The organism is Plantibacter sp. LMC-P-059a (assembly GCF_030209505.1).
In the GTDB taxonomy this organism is placed as follows: domain Bacteria; phylum Actinomycetota; class Actinomycetes; order Actinomycetales; family Microbacteriaceae; genus Plantibacter.
In genome coordinates, this window is sequence record NZ_JARVRZ010000001.1 from 467,645 (window position 1) to 483,040 (window position 15,396).

10 protein-coding genes and 1 pseudogene are annotated in these 15,396 nt (G+C 71.1%); 5 read left to right on the forward strand and 6 right to left on the reverse strand.

The features are described 5' to 3' along the window. Positions 1 to 31: 31 nt before the first annotated feature. Entirely contained in the window at positions 32 to 1,162 is a 1,131-nt protein-coding gene (locus QRN27_RS02245; RefSeq protein WP_285040562.1) for a YlbL family protein, read from the reverse strand. 120 nt (positions 1,163 to 1,282) lie between these two features. On the opposite strand from QRN27_RS02245, the gene QRN27_RS02250 reads away from it, so the two are divergent. Then, positions 1,283 to 2,698, forward strand: coding sequence for a zinc-dependent metalloprotease (locus QRN27_RS02250; protein ID WP_502929460.1), 1,416 nt, complete (start codon positions 1,283 to 1,285; stop codon positions 2,696 to 2,698). Positions 2,699 to 2,869: 171 nt separating this feature from the next. Continuing rightward, positions 2,870 to 3,577 (forward strand): annotated as a pseudogene (locus tag QRN27_RS02255) (TOMM precursor leader peptide-binding protein); the annotation flags it as partial. On the opposite strand, the gene QRN27_RS02260 reads toward QRN27_RS02255, so the two are convergent. Together QRN27_RS02260 and nudC are read right to left on the reverse strand one after the other, a co-directional pair. Beyond that, complete coding sequence (locus QRN27_RS02260) at positions 3,531 to 5,261, reverse strand: ATP-dependent helicase (protein ID WP_285040563.1); 1,731 nt, start codon at positions 5,259 to 5,261, stop codon at positions 3,531 to 3,533. The pseudogene QRN27_RS02255 and the gene QRN27_RS02260 overlap by 47 nt on opposite strands. Positions 5,262 to 5,286: 25 nt before the next feature. After that, entirely contained in the window at positions 5,287 to 6,225 is a 939-nt protein-coding gene (gene nudC / locus QRN27_RS02265) for an NAD(+) diphosphatase (protein WP_194669578.1), read from the reverse strand. Between the two features lie 63 nt (positions 6,226 to 6,288). On the opposite strand from nudC, the gene QRN27_RS02270 reads away from it, so the two are divergent. Then, a complete protein-coding gene (locus tag QRN27_RS02270; RefSeq protein ID WP_285040564.1) occupies positions 6,289 to 7,518 on the forward strand; it encodes a phosphotransferase in 1,230 nt (409 codons plus the stop codon). Here the strand turns inward: QRN27_RS02270 and QRN27_RS02275 are convergent. Then, positions 7,428 to 10,736 carry an ATP-dependent helicase gene (locus QRN27_RS02275; RefSeq protein ID WP_285040565.1) on the reverse strand — a complete coding sequence of 1,103 codons (3,309 nt, stop codon included), beginning with the start codon at positions 10,734 to 10,736 and terminating at the stop codon, positions 7,428 to 7,430. The two genes, QRN27_RS02270 and QRN27_RS02275, sit on opposite strands and share 91 nt — an antisense overlap. Further along, complete coding sequence (locus QRN27_RS02280) at positions 10,700 to 13,873, reverse strand: UrvD/REP family ATP-dependent DNA helicase (RefSeq protein ID WP_285040566.1); 3,174 nt, start codon at positions 13,871 to 13,873, stop codon at positions 10,700 to 10,702. Before QRN27_RS02280 ends, QRN27_RS02275 begins: the two co-directional genes overlap by 37 nt. A gap of 140 nt (positions 13,874 to 14,013) precedes the next feature. On the opposite strand from QRN27_RS02280, the gene QRN27_RS02285 reads away from it, so the two are divergent. After that, complete coding sequence (locus QRN27_RS02285; protein ID WP_056007232.1) at positions 14,014 to 14,238, forward strand: DUF3107 domain-containing protein; 225 nt, start codon at positions 14,014 to 14,016, stop codon at positions 14,236 to 14,238. Between the two features lie 2 nt (positions 14,239 to 14,240). Then, entirely contained in the window at positions 14,241 to 14,540 is a 300-nt protein-coding gene (locus tag QRN27_RS02290; protein ID WP_194669575.1) for a hypothetical protein, read from the forward strand. A gap of 76 nt (positions 14,541 to 14,616) precedes the next feature. On the opposite strand, the gene QRN27_RS02295 is transcribed toward QRN27_RS02290, so the two are convergent. Then, a complete protein-coding gene (locus QRN27_RS02295) occupies positions 14,617 to 15,339 on the reverse strand; it encodes a ferritin-like fold-containing protein (protein WP_285040567.1) in 723 nt (240 codons plus the stop codon). Positions 15,340 to 15,396: the final 57 nt, after the last annotated feature.

A 15,396-nucleotide genomic window follows, 5' to 3' on the forward strand; every position in this document is an offset into this window, starting at 1 on the left:
AAGCGGCGGGCCTGAGAGAGCGCCCTAGAGGTCAACCCGCGGGGCAGGTCGGGAGGGCACTGGTGTCGCCGCCGTCGGCGATGACCTTGAGTGCCGCGAGCGAATCGTCGAGCGTCTTGACGGCGAAGACCTGCAGGCCGTCCGGGATGTGCCCGGAGACCTCGTCGCAGTTGCTCTCCGGTGCGAGGAACCACTCGGCCCCGGCGTCCTTGGCGCCGAAGAGCTTCTGGCGGATGCCGCCGATGGCCCCGACCCTGCCGTCGGCGTCGATCGTGCCGGTTCCGGCGACGTCCTTCCCGCCGTTGAGCTCTCCTGGCGTGAGCAGGTCGATCATCCCGAGGGCGAACATCATGCCGGCGCTCGGCCCGCCGACGTTGTCGAGCTGGATGGTGATGTCGACCGGGAGGTCGTAGGTGATCTTCGTGCCGATGCCGATCACCGTCGAGGTCGTCCCATCGCTCGCGGTCGCCGTCGTGGGCGTGATCTGCACCGTGGCCGGCGAGCCCCCACGCACGATGTCGAGGGTGACGGGGGTCTCCGTCCCGTTCTCGGCGATGGCGCCGCGCAGGCTTTCGAGCCCCGTCACCGGTGCGCCGTCGACGGCGACGATCTCGTCGTCGAGTCGCAACACGCCCTGCGCCGGCGCCCCCTCGGCGATCTGCGCGACGACGACGTGCTCCGGCACCTCGTAGCCGAGCTCGCGCAACGCCGCGGCGACGGAGTCCTGCTGGGAGTCGACCATCAGCGTCGCGTTCTGCTCGTCGCGCTGCTCCGTCGTCACGCCCGGCGGGAAGTAGAGGTCCATCGGGACCACGGCGCGGCTCGGGTCGAACCAGGCCGAGACGATGTCGAGCCAACCGGGGCTCCGCTGCGGGTTGCCGACGAGCTGCACCGTGAGCATGTCGAGGGTGCCGCCGGTGTCGTAGGTCTTCGCGTTGTGGACCTCGATGAGCGGAACGTCCTTGTCCTCGCCCTCGGTCGTGCCGAGCACGTTGAAGACCGGCCCCGGCTGTTCGATCACGTACGGAGCGGGCACCGCGGAGAGGACGCCGAGGAGGACCAATGAGAGGACGAGGACGATCCATCCGAAGCGCGCACGGCGGTTCCGGCCATGGCCGGTCGGCGCCGAAGCGGTGGGAGCCTCATCGGCGAAGAGCGACATGCAAGCCTTCCGGACTGTTCGCGGTGGGCGGAAACCCGACCAACCATACCCCGGCGATTCTTCAGCGAGGTGCGACTAGCGTAGAAGGCCCAGCACCGAGCAATCTGAGAGGCGGCTGACGTGCCAGAGGATTCCGACAAGAGTCCGGAGGACGAGTTCCGCGACATGCTCCGCGAGCTGCTCTCCGGCAACGGCTCGTTCGATCCGAGCCAACTCGCCGGCGCCGCCGGCTTGCCGAGCGACCCGGCCAGTCTCGCCGCGCTCATGTCACAGCTGCAGGGCGCGCTGCGTTCGAACGGCGACGGCATCAACTGGGACACTTCGCTGCAGCAGGCGAAGACGATCGCCGGCGACGGTGCGCGCGACACGACGCCCGAGCAGCGCGTCGAGTACGAGCAGGCGTTCCACATCGCCTCCCTGTGGCTGGCCGACGTCACCGATGTCGCCGAGCTCTCCAGCGAGCCCGCCCTCTATACGAGGACGCGTTGGGCGACGAAGACGATGCCGTTCTGGACCCAGCTCGCGGAACCGGTGGCGACCAACATCGCGAACGCCCTCACGGGCGTCCTCACCGAACGGGCTCCCGAGGAGCTCTCCGGCATGATCGCGAACGCCGGACAACTCGTCCGCGGCATCGGCGGCACCCTCTTCGCGATGCAGCTCGGCCAGGTGGTCGGTCAGCTCTCCAAGGAGGTCGTCTCCGGTGGCGACATCGGCATCCCGCTGCTCGACGACAACGAGGCGGCACTCGTCCCGCAGAACGTCGCCGACTTCGGCGAGGGTCTCGACATCCCGGCGGACCAGGTCCAGATCTACCTCGCCGTCCGCGAACTGGCCCACGCGCGACTCTTCCGCCACGCACGGTGGCTCCGCCTGCACCTCATCTCCTCGATCACGGACTTCGCACGCGGCATCCGCATCGACACGGAACGCCTCGAGGAGCTCGCCGAGAGCTTCGATCCGTCCAACCCCGAGGAGCTCCGCGAGGCGATGACGAGCGGGGCCCTCATCCCCGCCCGGACGGAGTCGCAGGAGGCGAGTCTCGCGCGGCTGGAGACCACCCTGGCACTCATCGAAGGCTGGGTGGACGTCGTCACCGCCGCGGCGACCGTCCGTCTGCCGCGATCGGCGGCCATCGCCGAGACCGTCCGACGCCGGCGCGCCGCCGGCGGACCGGCCGAGCAGGCACTCGGAGCGCTCGTCGGACTCGAGCTCCGCCCCCGGCGCCTCCGCGAGGCGGCGGTGATGTGGCAGCAGGTCACCGACGCGGTCGGCACGGCGCAGCGGGACGCCCTCTGGTCGCACCCCGACCTCGTCCCCACCGCGTCCGACATCGACGCACCGGACGCCCTCGTGGCACGTCTCGAGGCCGAAGCCCGCGGGGAGCGCCCGGAACAGGACGAGATGGACCTCGCACTCGAGGACCTGCTCCGCGACGAGGAACGAGGCGACGCCGCGCGAGACGAGCAGGCTCGCACCGACGAACCGGGATCGGACCCCTCCGACCCGGACGGCACCGGTGGTCCCCCGGTCTGATCCGCCGCTCTCGAGAGCGAGCGGGCCTGTGGAGAGCCACGACGGACCCGCTCGCGGAACCGTCATCATCGATGGATGACGACCCGCCTCGATCCCAGCAGACCTCTCCTCTGGCGAACGCCCCACAGTCTGCAGATCGGGGTCGACGACGCCGTCGTCCTGGACAGCGTCATGACCGACACCGAGCAGGTCGTCTCCGCCCTGCGTGCCGGGTTCCCGGCGTCAGTCGGACGTCGACTGTCCGGCGCGTTCGGCGTCCCGGAGGCTGAGGTCGAGCGCGTCCTCACGGCGCTCGAGCCGGTGATCGAGCACGGCACGGGGCCAGGCACTCCCCCACGTCGGCATCGCGTCGTGGTGGACGGTTCGACCCCGTCCGCCGACCAGCTCCGCCGGCTACTCACGGATGAGTCGACGATCGAGCTCGTCGCAGCGGGGCCCGCCGAGGAACCGCCGGGGGCAGCCGCCGATCCGGTCGACATCGCGATCCTGTTCGGCGACTTCGTCCTGCCTCCGAGCCGGTACGCCCGGTGGCTCCGGGACGACGTCCCGCATCTGCCGATCGTCTTCGGAGACCGCTTCGTCCGTCTCGGTCCCTTCGTGACACCGGGCGCCGGGCCCTGCCTGCACTGCGTCGAGTTGCACCGCGCCGACGACGATCCGGCCTGGCCGGCCGTCGCATCCCAACTCCTCGAGCACCGTTCCCCTCTCGACACCCCGCTGGTCCGCTCGGAGGTCGCGGCCCGGGTCGCGCGCATCGTCCTCAGACGGATCGACGCGGCGCACCCCACCCTCGCGAACACCCAGTTGGTGATCGACGCCGCCTCAGGAGGGGTCAGGCGCCGCGTCGTCCGGGAGCACTCGAGGTGCGCATGCCGAGCTCTGCCAGGAAGCGGGACGGCTCCCGTCTCCCCCCGCGCTGCTGCGTCTCCGACCATGACAGGTGCAGGAGGCGCTTGGCCCGGGTGATCCCGACGTAGAGGAGCCGACGCTCCTCGTCCGCCTGCTCGAAGTGCTTCGCGTAGGAGATCGGCAGATACCCCTCGGACAAGCCGATGAGGTGGACGGCCTCCCACTCGAGCCCCTTCGCCGAGTGCAGGGTCGCGAGGGTGACCGCCTCGACCGTCGGTTCGTGCTGCGCCGCCTGACGGGTCTGCAGTTCGTCGGTGAAGGCGCGGAACGTCGTGCCCTCCGGTGCCTGGTCGACGAGCCCCATGATCGCGTTGAGCGACTCCCAGCGGTCGCGCACGGCGCCGCCGCCGTCCGGCGGATCCTGGCTCCACCCGAGGGACCGGAGCACGTCGCTGACGGACTTGAACAGCGGTTCACCGCTGATCGAGACGGAAGCCGCCCGGAGTTGCAGCAGCGCCTGGCGCACCTCGGGGAGTTCGAAGAAGCGCTTCGATCCGTGCATGACATACGGGATGCCGGCTTCGCCCAGCGCCGTCTCGAGTGCAGCGGCCTGCACGTTGATGCGGTACAGCACGGCGATTTCCGACGCGGGGACGCCGGACTGCAGCTGGTCGAGGATCTCCGATGCGACCCCTCTCGCCTCGGACAGCTCGTTGGGGTACTGGCGAACCCCGACGGCAGGGGTCTCGGGGCGCACCGACGGTGCCGACTCGTCCTCCGCTCGCACCGCGGAGAGCTGCAGGGCACCCGGACGCCCGCGCATGAGCGTGTTCGCGGCAGCGACTACGGGTGGGGCCGAGCGGTAGTTGCGTTCGAGGCGCACCACGGTCGCGTCGTGGTACCGGGTCGGGAAGTCCAGGAGGTAGTCGGCTCGAGCGCCAGCGAACGAGTAGATGGTCTGGCTCGCGTCACCGACGACGCACACGTCTCGGCGGCCGCCCAGCCAGAGTTCGAGCAGGCGGTGCTGCAACGGCGATACGTCCTGGTACTCGTCGACGACGAAGAACCGGTACTGCTCATGGACCTGCATCGCGACCGACGGTTCGGTCTCGATCATGCCGGCGCACGCGAGCAGGACGTCCTCGAAGTCGATCCGCCTGCGCTCGTCCTTGAGCTGCTCGTAGCTCTCCTGGAGGGCCACCACCTGCTCGAGGGAGAGCTTCGCCGGCAGCGGGCGGTTCGCCGCCGCATACTGTTCCAGCGTCAGGCCCGACACCTTCCGCCACTCGATCTCGCCGGCGACGTCGCGCAGCGTCGCCGTGTCGACCCTGAGACGGAGTCGTTCCGCCGCGTGGCCGAGGACACGCCCCTTGCTCTCGACGAGCGCCGGCACCTGCCCGCCGACGACCTGCGGCCAGAAGAAGTTCAGCTGCGACAGCGCCGACGCGTGGAAGGTCCTCGCCGAGACCCCCTCGGCTCCGAGCGCCCGCAACCGGCCGCGCAGTTCTGCAGCGGCACGGCTCGTGAAGGTGAGGGCCATCACCCTGGAGGCGGTGTACGTCCCGGTGGCGACGCCGTACGCGATGCGGTGCGTGATCGCCCGGGTCTTGCCGGTGCCGGCACCGGCGAGCATGCACACGGGTCCGCGAAGCGCCTCCGCCGCGACCGCCTGATCAGGGTCGAGTCCTGCGAGCAGTTCGGCCGGGCTGCTCATCGTCGACCCACGAATGCGGCGCCCCTCATCGGGTCCAGGATCCGCTCAGCCAGTCGTCGATGACGGCCCGGGCGATCGACGACGGGCCGGGCAGGATCACGTCCGTCGACGGGTCCTCGAGTTCCTCCCGCGTGAACCAGCGGAGGTCGAGGATCTCCTGCCCGTCCGGGACGAGCGCCTCGGGATCCTGATCCTCGGCGAGCGGCGCGACGAACCCGAGCATGAGCGAACGCGGGAACGGCCACGGCTGCGACCCGAGGTAGACGGGCGTTCCGAGACGCATGCCCGACTCCTCGAAGATCTCGCGGGAGACGGCCTGTTCAAGCGACTCTCCGGCGTCGACGTACCCCGCGAGCAGCGAATACCGGTTGTGCTCCCACATCGCGTTCGATCCGAGCAGGATCCGGCCGGCGGGGTCGACGACCGCCACGATGACCGCCGGGTCCATCCGCGGGAACAGCTCGTTGCCGTCGACCGGGCAGTGCCTGGCCCAGCCGGCGTTCCGAACCGTCGTCGGGGACCCGCAGTGCGCGCAGAAGGGCTCGGCGCGGTGCCAGCCTGCGATCGCCAACGAGGTGGCGAGGATACCGACGTCCGTGTCGGAGAGTCGGTGACCGCTCCGACGCAGGTCGAACCAGCGGTCCTCGTCGTCCGTGATCGTGTCGGCCTCCGCGTCGCCGAGCACCCACAGGAGGATGCCGGTGCCCGCGGGCATCTCGGGAGTCTCGTCGATCGTGCGGCCGAGGTACACCAGCAGCTCCGGCTCCGGCAGCTCGGAGGGCGTCAGCCGGTCCAGGGTGTCGCCGGTCACGAGCGCGCGTCGGCCCTTGAGGACGACGGCCCGCACCGTCGGATCGGCGCGCAGCTCGTCGAGCAGCTCGGGCCGCGATCGGACCTCACCGTGACGGTCGAGTCCGCCTCTCGCGAGCGGAAGGCCGGCGAGTGCGCGAACCTGAATCGTCATGGACAACCTCTCTGAGGGCGTGGCGAGCGCGGCTCGCCGGGACGGCCCCGTACCCTGGATGTCATGGCCAGATCCCATCTCACTCTAGCCGCGTTGGCCACCTCGGCCGTCGCCGACCTCCAGGTCCGCGGCTCCGGCGCGCACACCGCAGGAGGCGAGGGGAACTACGACGCGGCCCGACTCGTGACGGGCGACGGGCGCGAGCTGATCGTGCGCATCCCGACCTCGCAACAGGCCGAGACGGAGCAGTCCGCCGACCTCATCGCCCTCCGTGCCCTCACGCCCGGGATCCGCAGCAGGTTGCCGTTCGACGCGCCGACGGTCGTCGGTCAACTCCCGGTGGACGGCACCCGCGCCGTGGTGCTCGACTTCGTCGCCGGCACCCACCTCGACCCGACGGCGCTCAGCAGCGACGAGGTCCTCGCCGATTCGCTCGGAGCCGCGATCGCCGCGATCCATTCACTCCCGACCTCGTTCGTGGCGGAGGCCGGCCTGCCGCTGCTGACGACGGAACTCATCCGCGCGGACGCCCACCGCATCGTCTCCCGTGCGGCGGAGACACGACTCCTCCCGACCGCCGTCCGCGAGCGCTGGCAAGCCGCGGTGGAGGACAACTCGCTCTGGCAGTTCCAGCCGACGGTCATCCACGGCGCCCTGGCGGCCGACCGGATCCTCGTCATCCGCCAGGACGGCCACGGCCTCGTCAACGGCGTCCTCGACTGGGGCTCCCTGCGGGTCGGCGACCCGGCCCTCGACCTCCACTGGATCGCGACGCTCGGCGCCACGGGCGAACAGACCCTGTCCACGTACGCGGTCTCGTGCTCCCGTGGCCCGGACCGGTTCGTGACCCTCCGTGCACGCCTCTACGCGGAACTGGAGATCGCCCGCTGGCTGCTGCATGGCCGGGACAGCCACGATGAGACGATCGTCGAGGACGCTGTGGCCATGCTCGACGGACTCGTGGACCGGGTGCTCGGCGACGTCACCGACCCCCTCGGAACCACCACCGGCCCCGTCCTGGCGGTCGACGAGGTCGAGGACATGCTCGACCGCACCCCCCTCGGATCCTCCTCCCCCGGCATTGCGATGCAGACCGACACCTACGACCGCTCAGAGCTCGAACGGGCCCTCGGCCGGGACCCTGGAACCGCTGGCACCGACGAGGACGAAGACCCGTCCGCCGAGGACGCGAACGCCACGGATCAGATCGACACCTCGTCGTTCGAGCTCTGGGACGCCGCGGCCACCCCGAAGGACCGCTCCCACTCCGACAGGAGCTCCTCCTCCGAGTAGAGGCGTTCGGGACGCAGCTGCACGTCGTGCGTGACGTAGTAGAGCACGGCGTCGATGCGCTCGGGGTCGACGTCCCGGTGGTGTGCGTAGGCGAGGCGGTACAGCGCGAGCTGGAATGAGGCGTTCCGCACGTCCTCCGGCGTCGTCGGCACCGCACCCGTCTTCCAGTCGACGATCTCGAAGCGATCCCCGCGCTGGAACACGGCGTCGAGCTTGCACACCACCAGGCGACCGGTGTCGCCCAGCGGAACGTGGATCTCCGTCTCGACCTCGATCGGCCGGACGTCCGCCCACTCCGAGGCGAGGAACCGTTCTACGAGCTCCTCGAAACCGGTGCCCTCGGCGGCGTCCGCGCTTGGGGCTCCGAAGTCGAGCTCGTCGGGGCCGGCGTCCACGAGTTCCTGGAGCCCGTACCGCTCGTAGTGCGCCTCGACCCAGGAATGGAACCGGGTCCCCAGTCGGGTCTGTCGGTAGGGTCGCTGCGGCACCGGGCGCCGGAGCCGCTCGAGGGCGGCCTCGGGTTCGGTGACGAACTCCTTGAACCTCGAGGCCGGGATCCGCACGGGGAGTTCGCCGCGCGCGCTGGTCGTCGCGGCACGGCGACGTTCCTCCAGCAGCAGGGTCAGCTCGTTCTCGAGCGGTCCGAGGGTCGCCAGAAGTCCGGCCTCCGGGAGCCCGCGGCGTTCCTCGACCTCGGCCGCCGCCCGTTCCACGACGGCGCGACGGGGTCCGAGCGGGTCGAGCGGCCACTGCACGACGGCGGCGCCGGTGTCGATGGGGTTCTCCTCGAACGCCGACGCCGCGGGGAGGTCACCGATGACGCCGGCATCGGCCAGTTCCTCGAGGTAGGTGCTCGCCGCACGGGGTCGTTTCCGATCGCCGGACCAGAACGATCCGGTGAGCAGGAGGTCGTGCTTCGCCCGCGTGACCGCCACATAGGCGAGGCGCCGTTCCTCGTCGAGCGCCCGTGCGGATAGCGCCTCTGAGAATGAGGCCTGGGCGTCGACGACCTCCTTGCGGGTCTCGGCCGTCCGCCAGGCGAACTCCGGAAGTTCCGCCGCGTCGCCGCGGAAGTCGTAGGGCAGCGAGCCGAGCCCGACCCAACCTTTGCCGTCCTTCGGTTTCGCCGGGAGCTCGTCGACGACGAGCCGCGGGATCACCACGTGATCCCATTCGAGCCCCTTCGACCCGTGGATGGTCAGGAGTTGGACGGCCCCCTGGTCGGGTGCCTCACCGGCCGGACCGAGATCGTCCCGGCCGAGCGATCGGTCGATCCAGGCGAGCAGACTCCCGAGGTTGACCTGCTCCTCGGCCGCGATGAACGAGATGATCTCGTCGTGGAACGCCTGCAGTCGTGCGGACGCCCGGGCCGCGGATCCGGTGGACTCGTTCGCGACGACCTCGATGTCGAGTCGCAGCTCGCGCTCGACGGCCCTGACGAGGTCGGGGAGGCCGCCGCCCACCCGGCGTCGGAGGGAGGCGAACACCAGCCCTGCCTCCCGGATCCGCGACCGACCCTCCTCGGTGAACCCGGCCGCCAGTCCGGCCGGCACACGGTCGGCGGCGATGAAGTCGACCGCGTCGATGATGGAACGTCCGTCGTCGTCGGCGACCGATTCGCGGAGCCTGGCGGCGAGCTCGGCGTCGTATCGTTTCGTCTTCCAGTCGATGGCCTGCAGATACCGCGCCACCTCCACGAGGTGACCGAGATCGCGGACGCCGATCCGCCACCGCGGCCCGCTCAAGAGCCTGATGAGCGCGGATCCGGCGCCAGGGTCGTGGATGACGCGGAGCGCCGCTGTCACGTCGACGATCTCGGGGGACGAGAGCAGACCGCCGAGCCCGAGGATGTGGTGCGGTACGCCGAGCGCGGCCAGGCCGTCGGCGAAGTCCTGCATGGGCCGGCGGGCTCGGAACAGGATGGCGGCGGAACCGGCCGGGTCTCCCCCGCGGTGGGCGAGCAGGCGGTCGGCACACCACTCGGCGACCACGCGCACCTCCTCGGTACTCGTCTCGCTGACATCGACCGAGAGCGATCCCTCGCCCGCTCCCGGCTTCGGCTCGAGGTCGAGGACGCGCAGCCGCGCAGCCGCCTGCGCCTGCTGCTGGAGGGGACGGACGAGGACGTTGGCCGCCTCGAGGATCCTGCGGTCGTTCCGCCAGCTCGTCGACAGGTTGAACTGCGTCGCGGCGACCTCCCGCCCGAAGTCCCGGGAGAACCGCGCCAGGTTCGCGGCGCTCGCCCCGCGCCAGCCGTAGATGGACTGGTGCGGATCGCCGACCGCCATGACGGGGTGGTCGGCGAACAGCGTCGACAGGAGCCTCGTCTGCACGACTGACGTGTCCTGGTACTCGTCGAGCAGGACGACGCCCGCTCGTTCTCGTGCGACCTTGGCGACCTTCGGTGACCGCTCGCACGCGGCCAGCGCGAGCGCGACCTGGTCGGAGAACTCGACGAGCCCCTGACGTCGCTTCTCGTCGGCGTAGCGCAGAGCCAGGTCGAGCAGGACCGGCAGGGCACCCACGACGGCGACCGCCTGATCCACCTGTGCGTAGGAACCACGGCCGCCGTCGGGCAGCTCGGCGATCCCGACGAACTGCTCGACGAAGCCCAGCAGGTCCTCGGTGGTGCCGTCGATCTCCGCCAGCTCGTGACTGAGCGAGAGGACGAGTTCGGCGACCTGGTCGACCGATTTGCCGAGGGTCGACAGCCGTTCGTCGCCGTGTCGGACGACGATCCGGCGTGCCAGCCGCCATGCCGACGCCTCCGACAGGAGGACGGACTCCGGTTCGCGGCCCACGAGGAGGGCGTTGTCGCGGAAGAGCGCGTTCGCGTAGGCGTTGTAGGTCGAGACGTCCGGGCGGTCGAAGAGGGCGTCGGCCGCGGGATCGAGGATCCCGACGTCCTGCAGCGCGGCGATCCGCTTCCCGATCCTCGCCGCGAGTTCGCCGGCGGCCTTCCTGGTGAAGGTGAGACCGAGGATCCCGCCGACGTCCACGTGCCGGTTGGCGAGCAGCCAGACGACCCTCGACGCCATCGTCTCGGTCTTCCCGCTCCCCGCTCCGGCGACGACGAGGACCGGAGCCATCGGTGCCTCGATGACCTCCACCTGCTGTGCCGTCGGCTGCGGGAGTCCGAGCAGGCCCGCGAGCGTCTCGGCCGAATACGTCTGCTCCGTGCTCACGAGCTCACCGCCGGAACGACGTGGATCGCGCACTCCCCGAAGGCGAACGGGTCGTGACAGTGGGTGCCGACCCGCGCCTCGAACACCGCGCCGGCCATGCCGATGGCGTCGGCGACCACGCGTTCGCGGAAGCGGTCGAGGGCGTCGTCGTCGAGCGCCGGCTGAGCCGGGTCGTAGTACTCCTTGCGCTTGGTACCCGCCGAGACGACGATGAGCTTCGCCCCGCCGCTCGGCATCCCTTCCGTGCCGTCGATCGCGCCGGACGCGAGGGCGAGCTGGTAGGCGCCGAGCTGAGCCATGTCGGCGACATCGCGATCCTGTCGGGGCGCTGAACCACCCGTCTTGAGGTCGGCGATCACCACCCGCTTCGTCCCGTCGGCGGCCGGCACGACCTCGACGCGGTCGATCGACCCGCCGAGGACGGCCGCCCCGCCCAGCTCTCCGATCGGGATGCGGAGGCTGAACCGGCTCTCGTTCCCGATGGACGTCACCCCGGCCCGCTCCGCGTCGTGCAAGTACGCCGACAGCCGGTGGACGAGTTCCGCCGCCCGGCGCTTCGTCGCCTCGCCTTCCCAGGAGGCCTCGAAATGCAGCTCGTCCCAGCGATCCTCGACGGCCGCCCAGAGAGCCGATTCGTCGGACGACTCGGCGTGTTCGAGGGCGGCATGCACGATCGTGCCGAGTCCGGAGGCGAACCCCGACGCTCCGCCGCCCAGGCGTGCAATCGCCCAGTGCAGCGGGCACTCCTCGAAAGCCTCCATGCGCGACGGGGAGACGGGGAGCTCCTCGACCGTCGGGTCATGGAGCGGTTCCGTCGAGGTGGGCTCAGCCACGCCGTACCACTCCGCCGGCGGCGCGCCGGGCACGCCCGCCTCCGCGAGGATGGCCAGGGCGGACGCCGAGGCGGCGCGCTCCGCCGGGTCGGCGGGACGCACGCGCCGGGTGAGCGACCGACGGAGGGTGCCGACGAGCCCGCGGAGCGACAGCGGTGAGAGCGCCGCGCGGTGTGGGTCCGGATCCGGGAGCAGGGAGAGGAACGGGCTCGCCTGGTGGTCGTCGTCGACGACCGCGACCACCATGAGCGACCGGTTCGCCCGCGAGGTCGCCTGGGCGAAGAGTCGGAGCTCGTCGTGGAGGACCGCCCGTCTGGCGTCGGCGGTGGCCGTCGCGGTGCCCTCCAACAGCTCGACGAGCTCCGAGGCCCCGAGCAGGGAGTCCCGGACCCGGAGATTCGGCCAGACCCCGTCCTGGACCCCGGCGACCACGACCGTGTCGAACGCCGTCCCGACGAGGGCGGCCGGTGTCGCGATCGTGACCGCTTGCCGGAATCCCGTCGGCGCCAGCGAATCGTCGCCGACCGTCTGTTCGAGGAGTCGGTCGAGGAAGACGGAGGCCGGGGTGTCCGGTTCGGACTCGACGAAGGTGCGCGCGGCGTCGGCCAACTGTGTGATGGCGTCGAGGTCGCGGTTCGCCTCCTCGGCGGCCTGCCCGCTGCCTTTCGACAGCGCCACCCAGCCGCGTTCGAGACCGCTGCGGGACCAGAGCCCGTAGACGAGTTCCTCGGCCGACGCCCCTGCCGCCGCCTGCGCGCGGGCCTCGGCGAGGCTGTCGGCGAGGGACCGGGCGCGGGCGGCCGACGGCGTCTCGAGACCGATCAGCGCGCCGGGGACGGCGAACGCCTCTTCCAGCAGACGATCGGCGCTGCGGTCGAGCCCGTGCGCGAGGTCGGCGTGCCGGAGCGCCGCTCGGAGGCGTCTGACGCCGATCGAGTCGAGCCCGCCGAGGGCGCTGTGGAGGAGTTCGGTCACGACCTCCGCGTCGAGCGGCGTGCGTCCGAGCGCGACCGAGACGGCGAGCAGCACTGCCCTGACGAAGGGGTGCTCCCGCAGTGGTGCTCCACCGGTACTCGCCCGAGTGGGCACCTCGAGCGACGACAACCCCCGCTCGATCGCCGGGATGAGTCCACCACTCCGCGCGACCACGGCCATCTCGGCCCACGGGACCCCGTCCAGCACGTGACGTTCGCGCAGGAACCTCGCGATGACCGCGATCTGCTCGGCCGGCGATCCTGCAGCGACCGTGACGACCGGACGCTCGGGAGCTGCAGCGTTCGCGATCGGAGCAGCGGCCTGCCGGTGGCGCCCCGCGCCCGCCGTACCGATGCGATCGGTCACGCCGCGCACGGTCGCGCGGATGCCGGGGGTGCCGCGATGCACCTGTTCGAGCACCAGTGCCTCCACGGGGCGGCCGAGCACCTCGCCGAACCGCCCGAGCGCGTCGGCGCGAGCACCGTGGAAGGCGCCGGTGGTGAGGTCGGGGTCGCCGAAGGCGACGATGGAGATCCCGTGGCGGGCGAGAGCGGCCAGGAGCTGCAGCACCCCGTGCGTCGCCTCCTGCGCATCGTCCACGAAGACCACCCGGAGCCGACCGAGGACACCGGTGCCCGGTTGCTGCTCGTCGAGGAGCCGTGCCGCACGCGCCAGCGCGGCAGCCGGTGTGAGGTGGCCGCGCCAGTCGTCGGCCAGGAAGCCCTCGATGAAGGCGGCGGCGGCGATCCACTCCGCGCGGTCGTGGAGCGAGCCGAGCCGACGCAGCTCCGCGGGCGCGACGTCGTGTTCGACGCTCCGCTCCATGAGGTTGCGGAGTTCGGTACGGAAGCCCTGAAGATGCCTGACCTCGGGCCCGAGCTCCGCGGGCCAGACCGGGCCGGTGCCGTCCGCCTCGTCGCCCAGGAGGCGTTCGGCGATGGTCTGGTCCTGCTCGCCTCCGGTGAGCAGCCGGGGCCGCCCGGTGCCAGCGAACGCGCCGGAACCCGCGATGACCTCGAGCGCCAAGGAGATCGCCGTGCGGGCGAGCGACCCGGGCGTCGCTCTGGCGACCCGCGCCTCGAGGCGGTCGCGGAGGACTTGCGCGGAGGATCGGGACGCGGCGAGGACGAGCAGTTCGTCGGTGCCGTAGCCGCGCGCGTGCACGCGCTCCGCGACCGCTTCGACGAGTGTCGTCGTCTTCCCGGTGCCCGGCGCACCGAGCACCACGGCCGACCGTGCGTCCGGGAGCCGCAGCACGGCGGACTGCGTGCCGTCGAGCGGGGCGAGTGCCTCGACGGAGGCCGCATGGTGCTGGTCGTGGACCGCGACCGTGGGGAGGTCGGAGGCGTCGGAACCGGTCATGGACCGCACGTTACCGGAGCCCGCCGACATCGTCGCGACCCGGGGCGGCGTTCCGGTGTTCGCTGACAGCAGGCGACCGCGACCGGTCCGTCGACGGTGACTCCCGTAGTCTTGCCCTACGCAACCGAAAGGCACTCAAAGTGGAAATTCGCATCGGAATCCTCAACAGCCCTCGCGAGATCGGCTTCGAGACCTCGCAGCCCGCAGCCGAGATCGAACAGGCGGTCAAGACCGCCCTCGAGACGGACGCGAAGCTGCTCTCGCTGAAGGACGACAAGGGCACCAGCTACCTCATCCCGACCGCCGGCATCGGCTATGTCGAGCTCGGAACCGAGGAGTCGCGCCGCATCGGATTCGTCGGCTGATCATGGAGCTCCTCTTCGTCGTGCTCGGCGGCGCCATCCTCGGGCTGGCCGTCCGCTACCTCCTGCCGGGCAGGGACCAGCACGGAGCGGCGCTCGTCCCGGCGGTCGCCACCCTCGTCGCCGCCGTCGTGTGGGTCGTGGCGACCTGGGCCGGCATGGCCTGGGACGGCGGTTGGATCTGGGTCGCCGCCTTCGGCGCCTCAGCGATCGTGAGCATCGTGGTCGACATCGTGCTCGTGCGTGTCCGCACCGCCTCCGACGACGCCATGCTCGCGCGGCTCCAGAACGGGGCCACCGTCTGACGCGCAGGCCAGACCGAACGATGCCGCCGCTCCATCCGGAGCGGCGGCATTGTTCGTCAGGGGGCGGTGCTGCCGCTCAGGCTGTCAGGCCGAGGGCGTCCATCCGCCTCGTGTGGTTCGCGATGAGTTCCGTGTAGATCGGTTCGACCCTGGCGTCGTCGGGCAGCGCCTTGCTCTCGGTGACGAGCGCCGACCTCGCGACGAGCATCGTGTCGCCGAGGAGGCGTCGTCCCCACATCGCGAGCGTTGAGGCACGCTCCGGGTGGGAGGCGATCACGCGGTGCAGGATCCCGACGAGCGGGTCCTCCTCAGGACCCGGGGCGACGATCGCCGCGAGGTCGCGGGCGTCCGCTCCGTCGAGGCCACGAGCGAGTTCCGCGAAGAACTCGTCGAGGAATCCGCGGGTGACGAGGATGCCGAGCAGGAGTTCGTCCCACGTGCCGGTGCGCAGGATCGCCTGGAACTCGTCACGTGAGCGCGCGAACGGTTCGAGCACCGCGGCCGGGTCGTCGTTCGTCCGGCGGAGCCAGGCGAGGAGCGCCTGATGTTTGCGCAGGGCGGTCGCGGCCGCCTCGGCGAGCGTCTCCCGGTCGGCGTCGTTGGGGGCGTGCTCGACGGCGAACGAGAGCGTCATGAAGAAGCCGAGCTGGAGTTGCGCCACCTGACCGAGGTAGTCCGCCGTGCTCGGGGCGAGTTCGTGGAGGTCGACGCGCGTCGCCTGGACCGTGTCGCCGCGGGAGCGCAGCCGAGGCGTCTCCGTGCCGGGACGACGCCGACGTCGTGCAAACCACAGTGCCATGCGACCACCCTATCCGTCGCGCAGCGATCGCCGTGTTCCGCGCGCCCAGCGGCCTCT

What these genes read in the sequence shown, in the direction of transcription:
- QRN27_RS02245 (WP_285040562.1), bottom strand. Translation starts at nt 1,162, where the DNA reads ATGTCGCTCTTCGCCGATGAGGCTCCCACCGCTTCGGCGCCGACCGGC.
- QRN27_RS02260 (WP_285040563.1), bottom strand. Translation starts at nt 5,261, where the DNA reads ATGAGCAGCCCGGCCGAACTGCTCGCAGGACTCGACCCTGATCAGGCG.
- nudC (WP_194669578.1), bottom strand. Translation starts at nt 6,225, where the DNA reads ATGACGATTCAGGTTCGCGCACTCGCCGGCCTTCCGCTCGCGAGAGGC.
- QRN27_RS02270 (WP_285040564.1), top strand. Translation starts at nt 6,289, where the DNA reads ATGGCCAGATCCCATCTCACTCTAGCCGCGTTGGCCACCTCGGCCGTC.
- QRN27_RS02280 (WP_285040566.1), bottom strand. Translation starts at nt 13,873, where the DNA reads ATGACCGGTTCCGACGCCTCCGACCTCCCCACGGTCGCGGTCCACGAC.
- QRN27_RS02290 (WP_194669575.1), top strand. Translation starts at nt 14,241, where the DNA reads ATGGAGCTCCTCTTCGTCGTGCTCGGCGGCGCCATCCTCGGGCTGGCC.
- QRN27_RS02295 (WP_285040567.1), bottom strand. Translation starts at nt 15,339, where the DNA reads ATGGCACTGTGGTTTGCACGACGTCGGCGTCGTCCCGGCACGGAGACG.